Here is a 15,257-nt window from a genome sequence, read left to right on the forward strand (position 1 = left end):
TTACCTTGATGCATCCGAGCGCAGCGCGGTCACCACGTGTTCCATTCCGGCACTGCGCGACCCCTTGACCAGCACGCTGGCACCCGGCGGCAGGTGGTGGAGAACATGGCGCGTCAGCGCCTCTCTGTCGTCGAAATGGTACCCTTCTTCGCCGAAGGCACGGCTGGCCGGCCGCGCCGCCTCGCCGAGAGTACCGAGAAAATCGATGCCCAATTCCCGCGCGTGACGCCCGACGTCGGCATGCCAGTGCGCGGAAGACTCGCCCAGTTCCCCCATGGCCCCCAACAGGCACCAACGGGGCGCCGGCAACATTGCCAGAGTCTCCAGCGCCGCCTTCACGGCACCGGGATTGGCATTGTAGGTGTCATCCAGCAAACGCGCGCCATTCCGCCCGGCGAACACGCCGAGCCGGCCGGGCACCGGCTCGACCTCTGCCAGGCCGGCCAGCACGTCGGCCGGATCGGTCTGCAGGGCCAGGGCCGCCGCCGCCGCCGCCAGGGCATTGGCGACGTTGTGCCGCCCCATCAGCGGCAACGATATCCGCCCCAGCTCGCGACCATCGAAAGACAGCGTGAAAGCATAGCGCCCGAACTCATCGCAGACTAGTGTCTCGGCACGCAGACGCCCTGCTCCCTCGAGCCCGAAATCGAGCACCTCCCGGGGCGACGCCTGACTCGCCCAGAGCCCGAAATAGTGGTCGTCACGATTGAGCACCGCCACGCCATCACGGGATAGCCCCCCCAGGATCTCGCCCTTGGCCTGGGCAATGCGTCCCATGCCACCGAACTCGCCGACATGGGCACCGGTCACGTTGGTGATCACTGCCACGTCGGGCATCGCCAGCGACGCCGTCCAGGCGATCTCGCCCAGATGATTGGCCCCCAGTTCCACCACCGCCTGGCGGTGCTCGTCAGCCAGCTCGAGCAGTGTCATGGGGGCGCCGAAATCGTTGTTGAGATTGCCCCGGGTCGCCAGAGTCTCGCCGGAGCGTGACAGGATGGTCGCCAGCATCTGCTTGACGGTCGTCTTGCCGCTATTGCCGGTCACGGCCACCAGCGGACCACCCCAGTCGCGACGTCGCGCCCTGCCCAGCAGACCGAGCGCCAGCCGGGTATCGGCAACCTCCAGTTGCGGCAGTGGATCATCCTGTCGCCGTTCGACCAACGCCGCCGCGGCACCGGCGTCCCGGGCCTGGGCAATGAAGTCATGGGCATCGAAGCGCTCACCGACGAGCGCCACGAAAAGCCCCCCCGGTCCCAGACGCCGCGTATCGGTGGTGATCGCCGTCAGCGCCACATCGGCATCCGGTGGTACCGCCCCCAGCACCCGGGCCACCGCTCCGAGAGAGGCCAGACCGGCACCGCTCATTGGAGAGCCTCTCCATGTCGCTCGGCCAGCGCGGCCCGAGCTTCATCGAGATCGGAAAAAGGATGACGCACGTCCTCGATCTCCTGGTAGGTCTCGTGTCCCTTGCCGGCGATCAGGATCACGTCCTCGGCGTCAGCCTCGACGATGGCCTCGTGAATGGCTGTCGCCCGACCGCCTCGAACCCGTGCCGACCGTCGTGCATCCTCGCTCAGGCCGGCGAACACCTGCTCGCGGATCCTGGCCGCCGACTCACCACGAGGATTGTCGTCGGTGATCACCGGCACGTCCGCGTAGCGCTCGGCGGCAGCGGCCATCAAGGGTCGCTTGCCCGCGTCCCGATCACCGCCACAGCCGAACAGGCACCACAGGCGCCCCTGATCCGGCAAGTGCGTCCTCAACCCCTGGAGGGCATTCTCCAGGGCGTCCGGCGTGTGCGCATAGTCGACCACCACCGTCGGTCCCCGGGTATCGGCCAGCACCTGCATGCGGCCCGGCACCGGCGTCAACTCGGCGGCAGCAGCGAACAGCGCCTCGAGGTCCTCGCCCAACCCGTACAGGGTCGCGATGGCCAACAGCACATTGGTCAGGTTGAAAACGCCCATGAGGCCGATTTCCAGCACCCGCTCGCCATCCGGCGTGGCGATGACGGCGCGCTGGCCCTGGGGCAACGGCTCGACTCCCACCACACGCAGCGTGACCGCCTCGTCATCGCCGACCGCCAGCACGCGCGCACGCTCTCCTTCATGGTCAGGCAGACCGGCCAGCATCAGCCGTGCCAGGGGATCGTCGCCGTTGACCACCGCCAGCCCCAGCTCGGGGCGCTGGAACAGCCGGGCCTTGGCGGCAGCATAAGCCGCCATGCTGCCGTGATAGTCGAGATGGTCGCGACTCAGGTTGGTGAAGACAGCGGCCGTCAGCCGACAGCCCGAGAGTCGATCCTGCTCCAGGGCATGAGACGACGCTTCCATGGCCACCCGCTCGACGCCTTCGGCGGCCAGTTCGCCCAGCGCCGACTGCAACGCCAGCGGCCCGGGCGTGGTCAGCCGCCCTTCCCGCAACGCGCCGGGACGTCCGTACCCCAGGGTCCCTATCATGCCGGCGTCACGTCCCAGGAGACGACTCAGCGCCGCGATATAGTGCGTCACCGAGCTCTTGCCGTTGGTGCCGGTGACCCCGATCAACTCCAGGGACTCCGGCACCTCGAACAACGACCGGCCGAATTCGCCGAGCCGCTCGACCAAGCCCTCCAGCGACATCACCCGGGAGGCCGTAGGCGACGACTCGCCCGGCTCGGCATGGGCCAGCACCGCGGAAGCGCCGGCCGCCAGGGCCTGATCGATGAAATCGCGGCCATCGACGCTCACGCCGGGCATCGCCAGGAAGACGTCACCCTCGGCCAGTTCCCGACTGTCCTGGCAAAGCATGACGTCGCCGGCCAGCCCGAGCCCTTCGAGGGCAGCGGACTGTTCCGGCCAATGGCGAGCCAGTGCTGCCACCAGTCGCGATGAATTCACATGCATGCCGGCCTCGCATCGGTCGAGTGGGAAAAATCAGTCATCGTCGTCTCGGCTCGGTCGATCGGGGGGAACATCCAGCATGCGCAGGGCACTGCCGGCCACGCGAGAAAAGACCGGCGCGGCGATGGCTCCGCCATAATAGGCGTCGCCACGCGGGTGGTCGATCATCACCACGGCGATGATACGCGGATCTGAGACCGGCGCGATGCCGACGAACAAGGCGCGATAGGTGCTCTGTTGATAGCCACTGGCCCCGGTCTTGCGTACCGTACCCGTCTTGCCCGCCACACGGTAGCCCGGGACCATGCCACGACGCGCCCCGGTCCCGGGCGCCACGACCTCATCCATCATGCCGAGCACGCGATCGGCGATCTCGGGGTCGACGACCGGCTCGCCTCGAGGCGTCTCGGCCAGGCGCAGCAAGGATGGCGGCAACCGTCGCCCGTGATTGGCAATGGCAGTATAGGCGCTGGCCAGTTGCAACGCCGATACCGACAGGCCATACCCGTAAGAGAGCGCCGCCCATTGGCTGCTGGACCAGCGCACCGGTGCCGGCACACTACCGCTGGCTTCTCCGGGAAAGCCGGTTCCCGGGGCACGATCAAAACCAAGCGCCCGATAACGCTGGGGTACCAGAGGCTCGTCGAGCTGCAGGGTCAGCTTGGACATGCCGATATTGGACGACTTGCGCAGGATGCCGGCCAGGGAAAGCTCGCCATTGTTGGAGACATCCCGGATGGTGTAATTGTCGATACGCATCCAGCCCGGCGAGGTATCGACGACGGTATCGGGCGGGAACTTGCCGGTTTCCAGCAATGCCGACATGGCCAGCGGCTTCATCACCGAACCGGGCTCGAAGACATCGACGATGGCCTGGTTGCGCAACCCCGCCGGGTCCAGACCAGCGCGGTTGTTGGGATTGTAGGACGGCTGGTTGGCCATGGCCAGCACTTCGCCGGTATCGGCATCGAGCATCACCAGGGTGCCGCCATCTGCCTCGTTCTCGTCGACCGCCGCCTTGAGTTCCCGGTAGGCCATGTACTGCAGGCTCTGGTCGATGGACAGCGTCAGATCGCCACCGGGCTGGGCTTCCTGGAGCACTTCCAGATCACGCACCAGTCGACCTCGACGGTCCTTGAGCACTCGACGCTTGCCAGGCACTCCGGCGAGATAGGGCTGATAGGCCAGTTCGAGGCCTTCCTGGCCTTGATCATCGATATTGGTCACGCCGAGCAGCTGGGCGGTCACCTCCCCGGCCGGGTAATAGCGCTTGTACTCGCGGCGCGCATGCACGCCGGGAACATGGAGGTCGAGCACTGCCTGGGCGGCGGCCGGCGTCATGCGGCGACGCAGGTACATGAATTCACGATCGGCATAGCGCTCGAGCCGCGCATCGAGTGCGTCGAGATCCAGATCGAGTGCCCGGGCCAGCCGCAGGCGCTGGATGCCGTCGTCGGGCAGGTCCTGGGGATTGGCCCACAGGGTCACCACGGGCGTCGAAATGGCCAGCGGATCGCCATGGCGATCGGTGATCATGCCGCGATGCGCGGGAATTTCGTCGACCCGCAGGGTACGCGCATCGCCCTGCCCCTGCAGAAAGGAATGATCGAACACATGGAGATCGACGATGCGCCCCGCCAGCAATCCCAGCCCGACGAGCACCAGTGTCATGATCACGATATAGCGTGCCCGCCCCATCGGGGCCATGGGAGGAGGACGACGCGGCGTGACGCCACTCGGCGCGTCTCTGCTCATGGCCGGATCACCTCCACCTCGTCGACATCGGGCATACGCATTTCCAGGCGTTGCGAAGCCAGTCGTTCGATTCGCGACGGTGAGGACCAGGCACTCTCTTCCAGCAGCAGTTGCCCCCATTCGGTCTGCAACTGCTGCTGCTCGCTCTCGAGCTGCTGGAGGCGCACGTAGCGCTCGCGAATCTCATGGCTGGTGGCAATCACCACCAGCGCCGATACCAGGCACAGCGCCAGGAGCACACCGTTGAGCAACAGCTTGAAGGTCGGGCGCGGCCGGGCGGCAGGCCAGCCGAAGCCCGACGTTCTGGTCGTGGAGGCATTGCGTCCCTGTGCCATGTCACTCCCTTCAATAGCGTTTACGCGCCGCGCGCATCACGGCGCTGCGGGCACGAGGGTTGTCCTCGATTTCTTCGCTGGTGGGACGGCGTGCCTTGCCGAGCGCCTCCAGGCGACGCTGGATCTGGTCATCACGCAGAGGGATCCCGCGTGGCAAGTGAGTATCCCCGCGAACGTGGTCGCGGATGAAGCGCTTGACACGGCGATCTTCCAACGAATGGAAACTGATCACCACCAGATGACCACCCGGCACCAATGCTTCCAGCGCCGCGCCCAGCGCGAGATCGAGCTGTTCGAGCTCGCCGTTGACCTGGATACGCAACGCCTGGAAGGCTCGCGTCGCCGGATGCTTGCCCTTCTCCCAGGCGGGGTGCGCGGCCTTGATCACCTCGGCGAGGTCCGCGGTGCGCGTGAAGGCTCGCTCACCACGTCGCGCCACGATGGCGCGCGCCAGGCGGCGCGCGAAACGCTCCTCGCCGTAGGTCTTGAATACCCGGGCAATCTCATCCTCGCCGGCACGCGCGATCCAGGCCGCCGCACTTTCGCCGTGCTCCGGATCCATCCGCATGTCCAGCGGACCATCGCGCAGGAAGCTGAAGCCGCGCTCGGGATCATCGAGCTGCGGCGAGGACACGCCGACATCCAGCAGGATACCATCGAGCTTGCCATGCAGATCACGCGCTTCGGCGAAGGCACCGAGGCGCGCGAAATCCCCGCGCTCGATGGCGAACCGTGAATCCTCGATGGCGGAGGCTTCCTGAATAGCCTGAGGGTCTCGATCGATGGCGAGAAGACGCCCCTGTGGCGAAAGGCGTTCCAGAATGGCGCGAGAGTGACCGCCGCGTCCGAAGGTGCCATCCAGATAGCAGCCCGACGGATCGTGAATCAGGGTCTCGACCGCGCCATCGAGCAACACGCTGGCATGGCGAAATCCGCGAGGGGTTTTTTCGGAAGCGGGTGACGACATGCGGCTCTCGTGTCGGACTGGGAGGGACCGTGCTCGACGGCATTCATGGACAATCGTAAATTCGGGGGGAGTCGGCCGATAAGCCGGGTTCTGTCTTGGACAGTCATTCGTCTAGGAACGTCGTCACCGCCGTTCTCAAGCAACCTACCCGAACCCAGCGCGGGCCACGCCATCGGGTTCCTATTTGGTCTTGCTCCGAGTGGGGTTTACCGTGCCACGCACTGTTGCCAGGCGCGCGGTGCGCTCTTACCGCACCCTTTCACCCTTACCGGCCCCCCGAAGGAGGCGTAGGCGGTCTACTCTCTGCTGCACTTTCCATCGGCTCGCGCCGCCCAGGCGTTACCTGGCACTCCGCCCTGTGGAGCCCGGACTTTCCTCCCCCGATCCCGAAAACGGGGATCGGCGGCGACTGTCTGGCCAACTCCCGAGGGCAAGCATACCAGTGCCGCGACACCCCCTCAATCCCCGTCCTTGAGCAGCTGTGCCCGGGCATACCAGGTTTTCTTGGCGCCACCCAGCAAGCGCGCGGCCGCACCGGCCGCCTGCTTGACGCCGACCCCCTCGGCCAGCAACGACGTCAGCAGGGTGTCGGCCTCGACCATGGCGGTTTCGCCGACCTCCCGGGGCGCAGCGCCCTCCACCATCACCACGAATTCCCCGCGTGCCTGATCGGGATCCGCCTCCAGCCGGGCGATCAACGCATCGGCGCTCCCATCGAGGAAGGTTTCGAAGGTCTTGGTCAACTCCCTCGCCAGGACCAGCCGGCGCTCGCCGAAGACCGCCGAGAGATCGGCAAGCGTGGCCCTGATGCGGTGCGGCGACTCATAGAACACCAGGCTCTCCTCACGCTCGACCAGGGCCTCCAGGCGGGCGCGACGTGCCCCTCCCTTGGCCGGCAGGAAACCGTTGAACAGGAAACGGTCGGTGGCCAGACCGGCTGCCGAGAGCGCTGTCACCAGCGCACAGGGTCCCGGCACGGGGACCACGCGACGCCCACGGGCCCTCAACTCACGCACCAGCACGAACCCCGGGTCACTGATCAGCGGCGTGCCGGCATCACTGACCAGGGCAACATCCTCGCCGGCGGCCAGGCGCGCATCGATATGCCCGACCCGCCCGGCTTCGTTATGTTCATGCAAGGACACCAGGGCCGGCGCGATACCCAGATGCCGCAACAGTCGTGACGTATGCCGGGTATCCTCGGCGGCCACCAGCCCCACCTCGCCCAGCAACCGAGCGGCACGCGGACTCAGATCCTCCAGATTCCCAATCGGCGTGGCGACCACGTACAATGAACCTGCAATCGCGTCTGACATTTCGGCCCTCTGGGATGCTTTCCGGAACAATGGGACAAGGAAGAATCGATGAAGATTTCGTCTCGCGGCCCCCTGGCCGCCGCGCTTCTAGCGCTACTCCTGGCCGGCTGCAGCATGCAGCCGAGCACGACCCAACGCCAACCGGCGAGTGACCCGGACCAACTGCTGCAGGAAGCCAACCAGCAAGCACCGGCCGCCGCCGCTCGCTCCCGACTGGAAGCCGCCGATATCCTAGCACGCCAGGGACGCGCCCCCCAGGCACTGGAGATCGCCGCGAACCTCGACGACGAGCAGTTGTCGGTCGAGGAGCGCCGTCGCTGGGCCCTGTTGCTCTCAGAACTGGGCGAGTCCCAGGGCAACCCGCGTGCCGTGGTGCAAGCCGGCCAATTGCTCAAGGACGACACCCCACCCCGCGAACAGGCCAGCCTGCTGCTTGAACGACTCGGCCGCGCCCTCGGCAAGCTCGACAAGCCCCTGCCCGCCGCCGCGGCCCTGCTGCGCCTCCAGGCCATCAATGACAGTGAAGACCTCAACGACGCGATCTGGGCACAACTTTCCCGCCTGCCCACCGGCGCCCTGGACCAGCTGCGAGGCAGCCAGGAGCCGGATACCCAGGCCTGGCTGGCGCTGACCGACCTGGTGCGCGACAACAGCGGCGACATCGAGCGCTTGTTCCAGCGACTCGACGACTGGCGCGACGAGCACCCGGAGCACCCGGCCTCCCGCCGCCTGCCGTCCAAGGTTCTGGCACTGCGAGACCTTCGCGGTCACGAGATCCGTCACATCGCGGTCTTTCTACCCGACGAAGGGCCTCTCGCTGGCGTGGCCAACGCCATCGAGCAAGGCATGCGCGCCCATCACCTCAACGACGTCAACGATGGCGCCAGCGGCACCCAGCTGAGCTTTATCGATTCCACCGAGGGCAATCTCGACGCACTCTACCGTGAAGCGCGCAACCAGGGCGCGCAGGCCGTGATCGGACCGCTCGACAAGGATCTGGTCAGTCGTCTCGAACAGCGCGATCAGGTCCCCCTGCCCACCCTGGCACTCAACTACGGCACGGCCGAGCACAACCAGGCCGAAGGCCTTTTCCAGTACGGGCTTTCCGCCGAGAACGAGGCCCGGCAAGTGGCCCGCCGGGGACGCCTGGACGGCTTGCGCACCGCCGCCGTGATGGTGCCCGGCAACGACTGGGGACGCCGGGTCGGCGAGGCCTTCCGGGACACCTGGCTGGCCAATGGTGGCGAGATCACCCGCACCGAGCGCTACAACCCCGGACAGCCGGCCACCGAAAGCACCCGACAGGCCGTCAGTTCCCCCCGGCCGGACATGCTCTTCCTGCTGGCACTGCCGGACTATGCTCGCCAGGTGCCGCCCACCCTCGACTATTATTCCGCCTCGGAGCTGCCGGTCTACGCGACGTCCCATCTCTACGAGGGGAGCCCCCAGCCGCGCCGGGACAAGGACCTCGACGGTGTCCGCTTCGTCGACATCCCCTGGCAGATTCCGGACGCCGCCGTGGGAGGCGAAGAGGCCCTGCCCTTCCTCGACAGCTATCATCAGCTCCGCGAGGAGTCCGACCCCTCGCTGTTCCGACTGATGGCCATGGGCGTGGATGCCTACGAACTGACACGACGCCTGCCCCAGTTCCAGGCCATCCCCGGCAGCGAACTGTTCGGCGCCACCGGCACCCTGAGGGTAGCCGAAGATGGTCGCATTCAGCGCCAACTGCCCTGGGCACGCTTCAGCGACGGTGTGCCCCAGCCGGTAATCGCTTCGGGACGTCTCGGCAATGCCCTGCCCTGATGCCCGCGCCCGAGGCGCCCATGTCGAACGTCTCGCCGCCGACTGGCTGGCGGCCCGAGGACTCGTCCTCGAGGCCACCAACCAGCACGCCAAGGGCGGCGAGCTCGATCTGGTCATGCGCGATGGCGACACCCTGGTGTTCGTGGAAGTCCGACACCGCACCGGCACCAGCCATGGCCACCCGCTGGAAACGATCACCGCCACCAAACGTCGCCGCCTGATCAAGGCGGCGCGTTTTTATCTCCAGCGCAACCGGCTATCATGTGCTTGCCGCTTCGATGTGCTGGCCGTGACCGGCACACCCCCCGAGCTCGAGTTCGAATGGGTGGCGGGGGCCTTCGAAGCGTTCTGACCCAAGGACCAGGAAGCCAAGATGGATTTCCAGACCCGCATTCTCGGACACTTCAACGCCAGCATCGACACCAAGACCTACGCCAGCGAGGTGTTGCCACCTTTCATCGAGGTGGCCAGCCAGATGATGGTTCAGGCTCTGGTCAACGAAGGGAAGATACTGGCCTGCGGCAACGGCGGCAGTGCCGGCGACAGCCAGCATTTCTCCTCGGAGCTGCTCAACCGCTTCGAGCGGGAGCGCCCCAGCCTGCCCGCCCTGGCCCTGACCACCGACACCTCGACCCTGACGTCCATCGCCAACGATTACAGCTACAATGACGTCTATTCCAAGCAGATACGTGCCCTGGGGCAGCCCGGCGATGTGCTGCTGGCCATCTCCACCAGCGGCAACTCAGGGAATGTCATCCAGGCCATTCAGGCCGCCCACGACCGCGAAATGACGGTCGTCGCCCTGACCGGTCGCGATGGTGGCAACATGGCCTCCTTGCTGGGCCAGGACGACTGCGAGATACGTGTCCCGGCCACATCCACCGCGCGCATCCAGGAGGTTCACCTGCTGGTGATCCACTGCCTGTGCGACCTGATCGATGAACAACTCTTCGGCGCAAGCGAGTGATCCCATGTCCTACAAGTCTCTGTGTACTGCCCTGACGCTCATCTGCCTGCTCGTTCTGTCTGGCTGTTCCACCATGACCTCGGGTCCCGTCAACGAGCACTACGGCCAGCGTACCGAAGGTACCAAGGTCGAAGACTCGAACATCGAGGACAAGATCTCCCGCAACCTCGGTGCCACCGATGCCCGGCTCGACGACGCCCGTATCAATGTCGACGCTTTCAACGGCGTGGTCCTGCTTACCGGCCAGGTTCCCAGCCAGGAACTCAAGGACATGGCCGTGAACGTCGCCGAACAGGTGCGCAATGTCCGCAAGGTTCACGATGAGCTCACCATTGCCGCCAACCTGCCTTCCAGCCAGCGACTCGCCGATACCTGGATCACCACCAAGGTGCGCACGGCCCTGGCCACCAACGAGGCCATCGACGCCAGTCGGTTACTCGTCGTCACCGAAAACGCCACCGTTTACCTGATGGGAATCGTCAGCCGCGCCGAGGCGGAACGCATCGTGTCGGTGGCCTCGAATACCGGCGGCATGCAACGCATCATCAAGGCCTTCGATTACCTCGACTGATCTGATCCTCCCGCGACCTTGTCGCATACGCGAACGGCAGGCCCTCAGGCCTGCCGTTCGCACTTCTTCGCTCGACCGCCGCCGGGAGCGGCGATCTGCGACCTACTTGATGACCCGCAGGGACGGACGCCCTTTCCTGGGGGCCTCGCCTTCCCGCTGATCCGACGTCGATGCCTCGTTGTCTTCAGGCTCGTCGACACTGGCCAACGTCGGCCCCGTCTTCTCATCCTGCACGGTCTCGGACTCATCCTCATCATGGCCGACATCGGGCATCTCGGGCTCGTGACCGAAGACCATGCCGACGCCGTTCTCGCGAGCATAGATGGCGATCAGTGCCTCCATGGGCACCATGAGCTGCGTCGGCTTGCCACCGAAACGCGCCGAGAAGGCAATCGCCTCATTCTCCATGGACAGGTCGCGAATCGCGGACACTCCCATGTTGAGCACGATCTGGCCATTCTGGACGAATTGCCTGGGAACCTCGACGCCCTCCTGCTCGGCATCGACCACGATATAGGGCGTCAACTCGTTGTCCAGCAACCACTGATACAGGGCCCGGGCAATATAGGGACGGCTTGAATGCATCGTTCGGCCCTCCTGGGTCGGTACCTCGAACGGGAAAGAAAATTCAGGAACGCATCTCGCGCTCGGCTTCGCTCAACGCCGCCTTGAAGCCTTCGCGATCGAAGACGCGCTCCATGTATCCCATCAACGGCTGAACCTGCTTTTCGGGCAATTCGATGCCCAGCGACGGCAGGCGCCACAGGATCGGTGCCAGGCAACAATCGACGAGGGTAAATTCCTCGCTCATGAAGAACGGCATGTCTTCGAAGATCGGCGAGATCCCGACCAGGCTTTCGCGCAGTTCCTTGCGCGCCTTGTCGGCTTCCTTCTTCGAGCCGTTCCGAACCTGTTCGACCAGCGGGCACCACTCGCGCTCGATGCGGTGCATCCACAACCGGCTCTGGGCACGGGCCACCGGATAGACCGGCAATAACGGCGGATGCGGGAAACGTTCGTCCAGATACTCCATCATCACCTTGGACTCGTAGAGCACCAGATCGCGGTCGAGCAGTGTGGGGACACTATTGTACGGATTGAGATCGGCAAGTTCCTCGGGATGGTTATCCTCGGTTACCTCGACGATATCAACGGCCACACCCTTCTCGGCGAGCACGATACGCACGCGATGACTGTAATGGTCATCGCCCCCGGAATAGAAGATCATCGATGACCGCTTGGTCACTACACCCATGAAACAATCCTCGCATCAGTTCGTGCCGGAATGATAACACGACGCACCCCGGACGGGGGCGCCGTGAAATGTCTCATCGACGAATCGGGACGACTCAGTGGACGTCGCGCCAGTACTCGCGCTTGAGCAGATAGGCCACGACGGCGAAGACGAAGAGGAAGATCAGGACCTTGGGGGCCAAGGCCTGGGCCTGCAGCCGGGATGGCTCGCCGACATAGGCCAGGAAGTTGGTCAGATCGAACATGGCGCGTTCGAATTCATCGGGCGACATGATCCCTTCCTGCACGAGTTCGAGGTGGCAGCCGGCACCGCCTTCTTCATGCCCCCCATCACCACACACCTGCTGCTGCACCCCCTGAAGCGGTTCCAGCACATTGGGCATGGCCACCAGCGGAAAAACGGTATTGTTCACGCCGGTTGGCCGCTGCGGATCACGATAGAACCCGAGCAGATAAGAGTAGACCCAGTCGGTTCCCCGCAACCGGGTCACGAGCGTCAGATCCGGCGGTGCGGCACCGAACCAGGCCTCCCCCTGCTCAGGCTCCATGGCGTTGCCCATCTGGTCATTGAAGGCCTGAGCATCGGCAAAGATCAGGTTCTCCTCGACCAACTCTCGGGGGATCTCCAGGTCGTCGGCAGCCCGCGCGAAGCGTTGATGCTCCAGAGAATGACACCCCATGCAGTAGTTGACGAAAAGCTGCATGCCATTCTGCAGCGAGGCCTTGTCATGCAGGTCCGGCGTCATGTCACGTAGTTGGGCGTCACCGCCACCGGCGGCAAGACCGGTCACCGGCAGCAAGGCGAGGCACAGTGCAAACAGTGATTTTCTCATCAGTCGGTCACCCTTTCCGGCACGGGCCTGGTCTTTTCCAGACGAGTGTAGAACGGCATCAGCAGGAAGTAGGCGAAGTACCCCAGGGTGCATATCTGGGCGATGGTCGTGCGCGTTTCCGTGGACGGCAGCACGCCGAGCACACCGAGCACGGTGAAACAGACCACGAACAGCCCCAGCATCCCCCGGGAGATCCACCCCTTGTAGCGCATGGAACGCACCGGGCTGCGATCCAGCCAGGGCAGCACGAACAACAGGCCGATCGCCAATCCCATGCAGACGACACCGAGAAACTTGGCCTCCAGCCCGAACACCGAGAAGGTGACGCCACGCAGGATTGCGTAGAAGGGCGTGAAGTACCACACCGGCGCGATATGATCCGGGGTCTGCAAGGGATCGGCCGGCTCGAAATTGGGCTTCTCGATGAAATAACCGCCCCCTTCGGGGAAGTAGAAGACCACCACGCAGAACACGAACAGGAACACGGCCACGCCGACCAGGTCCTTGACCGTGTAATAGGGATGGAAAGGGATACCATCCAGAGGCTTGCCATTGCTGTCGGTCTTGTCCTTGATCTCGATGCCATCGGGATTGTTGGAACCGACCTCGTGCAACGCCACGATATGCAGCACCACCAGCGCCAGTATCACGATCGGCAAGGCCACGACATGCAGGGCGAAGAAGCGATTCAGGGTGATGCCCGTGACCAGATAGTCGCCGCGAATCCACTCGGCCAGCCCCGGGCCAATAGCCGGGATAGCCGAGAACAGCGAAGTGATCACCTGAGCCCCCCAGTAGGACATCTGCCCCCAGGGCAACAGGTAACCCATGAAAGCCTCGGCCATGAGCGCCAGGTAGATGGCCATGCCGAAGACCCAGACCAGCTCCCTGGGCGCCTTGTAGGAGCCATACAGCAGGCCGCGAAACATGTGCAGATAGATCACCACGAAGAACGCCGATGCACCGGTGGTATGCAGGTAACGAATCAACCACCCCCACTCCACGTCACGCATGATGTACTCGACGGAAGCGAAGGCCTCCTCCGCCGTCGGCGTAAAGCTCATGGTCAACCAGATCCCGGTGAGGATCTGGTTGACGAGCACCAGCAGCGCCAGTGATCCGAAGAAGTACCAGAAATTGAAGTTCCTGGGCGCGTAATAACGGGACAGGTGGTCCTGCCACAACTGCGTGGCCGGGAAGCGCTCGTCGACCCAACGCATCACGCCACGCTGCGCCTTGGGCTTGTCGGGATTTCCCATCAGGCAGCCTCCTCGTCTTCACCGATACCGACAACGATTACCGCGTCGCTCTCGAAGTGATAGGGGGGGACCTCGAGGTTGAGTGGAGCGGGTACGTTGCGAAACACCCGGCCTGCCAGGTCAAAGCGCGAACCGTGACACGGGCAGAAGAAACCGCCGGGCCAGTCATCGACCCCGACGCCTTCGGCATTGGGTTCCGGTCTGAACAGCGGCGAGCACCCCAGATGGGTGCAGATACCGACGAAAACGCCGATCTCGGGCCGAAGGGAGCGTAACGGCCCCTGAACATACTCGGGCTGCTGCGGCTCGCTGGAATCGGGATCGGCCAGGCGATCCTCGCCCAGCGCCTCGGTGCGCTGAATCATTTCCGAGGAACGATCGAGAATCCAGACCGGTCGGCCACGCCACTCGACCACCATCCGCTGGCCGGGTTCGAGCTTGGAAATATCCGCCTTGACCGGCGCCCCCGCTGCCCTCGCCCTGGCACTGGGCTGCCAGGAAGACAAGAAGGGAACCGCCACACCGACTGCCCCTGCCGCCCCGATGACAGTCGTCGCAGCCACCAGGAAACGGCGTCGTCCCTTGTTCACGCCATCGTCTGCCATGTACTGGTTTCTCCGTCGGCTTGTCCGTCCCGAGAACACTGACGAGCGACGACACGGCTGGGTCAAAGGCTTGCGCACTGAATATCATGCGCCTCGAGCGATGCCGTACGCCGAAAGGATCAGCGTCTCCTTGTTGTTGTCATTCGTCGCGCCTGGACGCCACGCGATAACGGATCTCGCAGATAGCTAACATAGCAAGAAAAACGGCTACCTCACACGATAATGCTTTCCACGCGACCAAAGGCCCATAAAAAAACGCCCGGGTCGCATGACCCGGGCGTCGATATCGGCGAGCGTTGAAACTTAACGCTTGGAGAACTGCGGGCGACGACGCGCCTTGCGCAGACCGATCTTCTTGCGCTCGACTTCGCGGGCGTCACGCGTCACGTAACCCGCGTCGCGCAGCGGCCGGCGGAAGTCCTCGTTGTACTCCATCAGGGCACGGGTAATGCCGTGGCGGATAGCGCCGGCCTGAGCCGAACCACCGCCGCCCTTGACAGTGACGTAGACGTCGAACTGATCGAGGGTCTCGGTCAGCTCGAGGGGCTGACGCACGACCATGTGACCGGTAACACGACCGAAGTAATCGTTCAGTTCACGATTGTTGACGGTGATCTTGCCGGTACCTGCTTTCAGGAACACGCGGGCGGTAGAGGTCTTGCGGCGACCGGTGCCGTAATACTGCTGTGTCATGGCGAAGACTC

The 15,257-nt window shown here is 64.6% G+C and carries 16 protein-coding genes and 1 other RNA gene; 4 read left to right on the forward strand and 13 right to left on the reverse strand.

The annotated features are described in order from the left end of the window. The 7 genes from LU493_RS06900 to rsmI all read right to left on the reverse strand — a co-directional run bounded on the left by LU493_RS06900 (position 1) and on the right by rsmI (position 7,258). On the reverse strand, positions 1–1,368 hold the full coding sequence (locus LU493_RS06900) for a UDP-N-acetylmuramoyl-tripeptide--D-alanyl-D-alanine ligase (RefSeq protein WP_275287056.1): 1,368 nt from the start codon (positions 1,366–1,368) through the stop codon (positions 1–3). Next, positions 1,365–2,888 carry a UDP-N-acetylmuramoyl-L-alanyl-D-glutamate--2,6-diaminopimelate ligase gene (locus LU493_RS06905; protein ID WP_275287057.1) on the reverse strand — a complete coding sequence of 508 codons (1,524 nt, stop codon included), beginning with the start codon at positions 2,886–2,888 and terminating at the stop codon, positions 1,365–1,367. The genes LU493_RS06900 and LU493_RS06905 overlap by 4 nt, the downstream gene beginning before the upstream one ends. 30 nt (positions 2,889–2,918) lie before the next feature. Then, the gene (locus tag LU493_RS06910; protein ID WP_275287058.1) at positions 2,919–4,640 is read right to left on the reverse strand and encodes a peptidoglycan D,D-transpeptidase FtsI family protein; all 1,722 of its coding nucleotides are present in this window, start codon (positions 4,638–4,640) and stop codon (positions 2,919–2,921) included. Then, positions 4,637–4,975 carry a cell division protein FtsL gene (ftsL, locus tag LU493_RS06915; RefSeq protein ID WP_275287059.1) on the reverse strand — a complete coding sequence of 113 codons (339 nt, stop codon included), beginning with the start codon at positions 4,973–4,975 and terminating at the stop codon, positions 4,637–4,639. The genes LU493_RS06910 and ftsL overlap by 4 nt, the downstream gene beginning before the upstream one ends. A 10-nt stretch (positions 4,976–4,985) precedes the next feature. Further along, positions 4,986–5,942: a 16S rRNA (cytosine(1402)-N(4))-methyltransferase RsmH gene (gene rsmH, locus LU493_RS06920; RefSeq protein ID WP_275287060.1), complete on the reverse strand. Its 957-nt coding sequence runs from the start codon at positions 5,940–5,942 to the stop codon at positions 4,986–4,988. A 63-nt stretch (positions 5,943–6,005) separates the two neighbouring features. Beyond that, positions 6,006–6,367: RNase P RNA component class A (rnpB, locus tag LU493_RS06925), an RNA gene on the reverse strand. 33 nt (positions 6,368–6,400) lie between these two features. After that, entirely contained in the window at positions 6,401–7,258 is an 858-nt protein-coding gene (rsmI, locus tag LU493_RS06930) for a 16S rRNA (cytidine(1402)-2'-O)-methyltransferase (protein WP_275287061.1), read from the reverse strand. Positions 7,259–7,306: 48 nt separating this feature from the next. Between rsmI and LU493_RS06935 the strand changes: the two genes are divergently transcribed. From LU493_RS06935 to LU493_RS06950, 4 genes are read left to right on the forward strand one after another with little or no spacing between them, the layout of a single operon-like run. Continuing rightward, positions 7,307–9,064 carry a penicillin-binding protein activator gene (locus tag LU493_RS06935; RefSeq protein ID WP_275287062.1) on the forward strand — a complete coding sequence of 586 codons (1,758 nt, stop codon included), beginning with the start codon at positions 7,307–7,309 and terminating at the stop codon, positions 9,062–9,064. Beyond that, positions 9,051–9,416, forward strand: a complete 366-nt coding sequence (locus tag LU493_RS06940; protein ID WP_275287063.1) for a YraN family protein — start codon at positions 9,051–9,053, stop codon at positions 9,414–9,416. Before LU493_RS06935 ends, LU493_RS06940 begins: the two co-directional genes overlap by 14 nt. 21 nt (positions 9,417–9,437) lie before the next feature. Further along, complete coding sequence (locus tag LU493_RS06945) at positions 9,438–10,031, forward strand: phosphoheptose isomerase (RefSeq protein ID WP_149322881.1); 594 nt, start codon at positions 9,438–9,440, stop codon at positions 10,029–10,031. 4 nt (positions 10,032–10,035) lie between these two features. Then, positions 10,036–10,602, forward strand: a complete 567-nt coding sequence (locus LU493_RS06950; RefSeq protein WP_275287064.1) for a BON domain-containing protein — start codon at positions 10,036–10,038, stop codon at positions 10,600–10,602. 102 nt (positions 10,603–10,704) lie between these two features. Here the strand turns inward: LU493_RS06950 and LU493_RS06955 are convergent, their stop codons facing one another. From LU493_RS06955 to rpsI, 6 genes are all read right to left on the reverse strand, one after another. Then, a complete protein-coding gene (locus tag LU493_RS06955) occupies positions 10,705–11,187 on the reverse strand; it encodes a ClpXP protease specificity-enhancing factor (protein WP_275287065.1) in 483 nt (160 codons plus the stop codon). A gap of 43 nt (positions 11,188–11,230) precedes the next feature. Beyond that, positions 11,231–11,857, reverse strand: coding sequence for a stringent starvation protein SspA (gene sspA / locus LU493_RS06960; protein ID WP_275287066.1), 627 nt, complete (start codon positions 11,855–11,857; stop codon positions 11,231–11,233). Between the two features lie 94 nt (positions 11,858–11,951). Next, entirely contained in the window at positions 11,952–12,689 is a 738-nt protein-coding gene (locus tag LU493_RS06965) for a cytochrome c1 (protein ID WP_275287067.1), read from the reverse strand. Further along, on the reverse strand, positions 12,689–13,948 hold the full coding sequence (locus LU493_RS06970; protein ID WP_275287068.1) for a cytochrome b: 1,260 nt from the start codon (positions 13,946–13,948) through the stop codon (positions 12,689–12,691). Before LU493_RS06970 ends, LU493_RS06965 begins: the two co-directional genes overlap by 1 nt. After that, positions 13,948–14,553: a ubiquinol-cytochrome c reductase iron-sulfur subunit gene (gene petA / locus LU493_RS06975; RefSeq protein ID WP_275287069.1), complete on the reverse strand. Its 606-nt coding sequence runs from the start codon at positions 14,551–14,553 to the stop codon at positions 13,948–13,950. Before petA ends, LU493_RS06970 begins: the two co-directional genes overlap by 1 nt. Before the next feature lie 303 nt (positions 14,554–14,856). Then, a complete protein-coding gene (rpsI, locus tag LU493_RS06980) occupies positions 14,857–15,246 on the reverse strand; it encodes a 30S ribosomal protein S9 (protein ID WP_275287070.1) in 390 nt (129 codons plus the stop codon). Positions 15,247–15,257: the final 11 nt, after the last annotated feature.

The organism is Halomonas elongata (assembly GCF_029081005.1).
Classification (GTDB): Bacteria; Pseudomonadota; Gammaproteobacteria; order Pseudomonadales; family Halomonadaceae; genus Halomonas; species Halomonas elongata_B.

Excerpts from the sequence above, each read along its gene's own strand:
- LU493_RS06910 (WP_275287058.1), bottom strand. The coding sequence starts at position 4,640 with ATGAGCAGAGACGCGCCGAGTGGCGTCACGCCGCGTCGTCCTCCTCCC.
- LU493_RS06955 (WP_275287065.1), bottom strand. The coding sequence starts at position 11,187 with ATGCATTCAAGCCGTCCCTATATTGCCCGGGCCCTGTATCAGTGGTTG.
- LU493_RS06935 (WP_275287062.1), top strand. The coding sequence starts at position 7,307 with ATGAAGATTTCGTCTCGCGGCCCCCTGGCCGCCGCGCTTCTAGCGCTA.
- LU493_RS06950 (WP_275287064.1), top strand. The coding sequence starts at position 10,036 with ATGTCCTACAAGTCTCTGTGTACTGCCCTGACGCTCATCTGCCTGCTC.
- LU493_RS06945 (WP_149322881.1), top strand. The coding sequence starts at position 9,438 with ATGGATTTCCAGACCCGCATTCTCGGACACTTCAACGCCAGCATCGAC.
- LU493_RS06905 (WP_275287057.1), bottom strand. The coding sequence starts at position 2,888 with ATGCATGTGAATTCATCGCGACTGGTGGCAGCACTGGCTCGCCATTGG.
- rsmH (WP_275287060.1), bottom strand. The coding sequence starts at position 5,942 with ATGTCGTCACCCGCTTCCGAAAAAACCCCTCGCGGATTTCGCCATGCC.
- LU493_RS06965 (WP_275287067.1), bottom strand. The coding sequence starts at position 12,689 with ATGAGAAAATCACTGTTTGCACTGTGCCTCGCCTTGCTGCCGGTGACC.
- rpsI (WP_275287070.1), bottom strand. The coding sequence starts at position 15,246 with ATGACACAGCAGTATTACGGCACCGGTCGCCGCAAGACCTCTACCGCC.
- LU493_RS06970 (WP_275287068.1), bottom strand. The coding sequence starts at position 13,948 with ATGGGAAATCCCGACAAGCCCAAGGCGCAGCGTGGCGTGATGCGTTGG.
- LU493_RS06940 (WP_275287063.1), top strand. The coding sequence starts at position 9,051 with ATGCCCTGCCCTGATGCCCGCGCCCGAGGCGCCCATGTCGAACGTCTC.
- LU493_RS06900 (WP_275287056.1), bottom strand. The coding sequence starts at position 1,368 with ATGAGCGGTGCCGGTCTGGCCTCTCTCGGAGCGGTGGCCCGGGTGCTG.
- ftsL (WP_275287059.1), bottom strand. The coding sequence starts at position 4,975 with ATGGCACAGGGACGCAATGCCTCCACGACCAGAACGTCGGGCTTCGGC.
- rsmI (WP_275287061.1), bottom strand. The coding sequence starts at position 7,258 with ATGTCAGACGCGATTGCAGGTTCATTGTACGTGGTCGCCACGCCGATT.
- petA (WP_275287069.1), bottom strand. The coding sequence starts at position 14,553 with ATGGCAGACGATGGCGTGAACAAGGGACGACGCCGTTTCCTGGTGGCT.
- sspA (WP_275287066.1), bottom strand. The coding sequence starts at position 11,857 with ATGGGTGTAGTGACCAAGCGGTCATCGATGATCTTCTATTCCGGGGGC.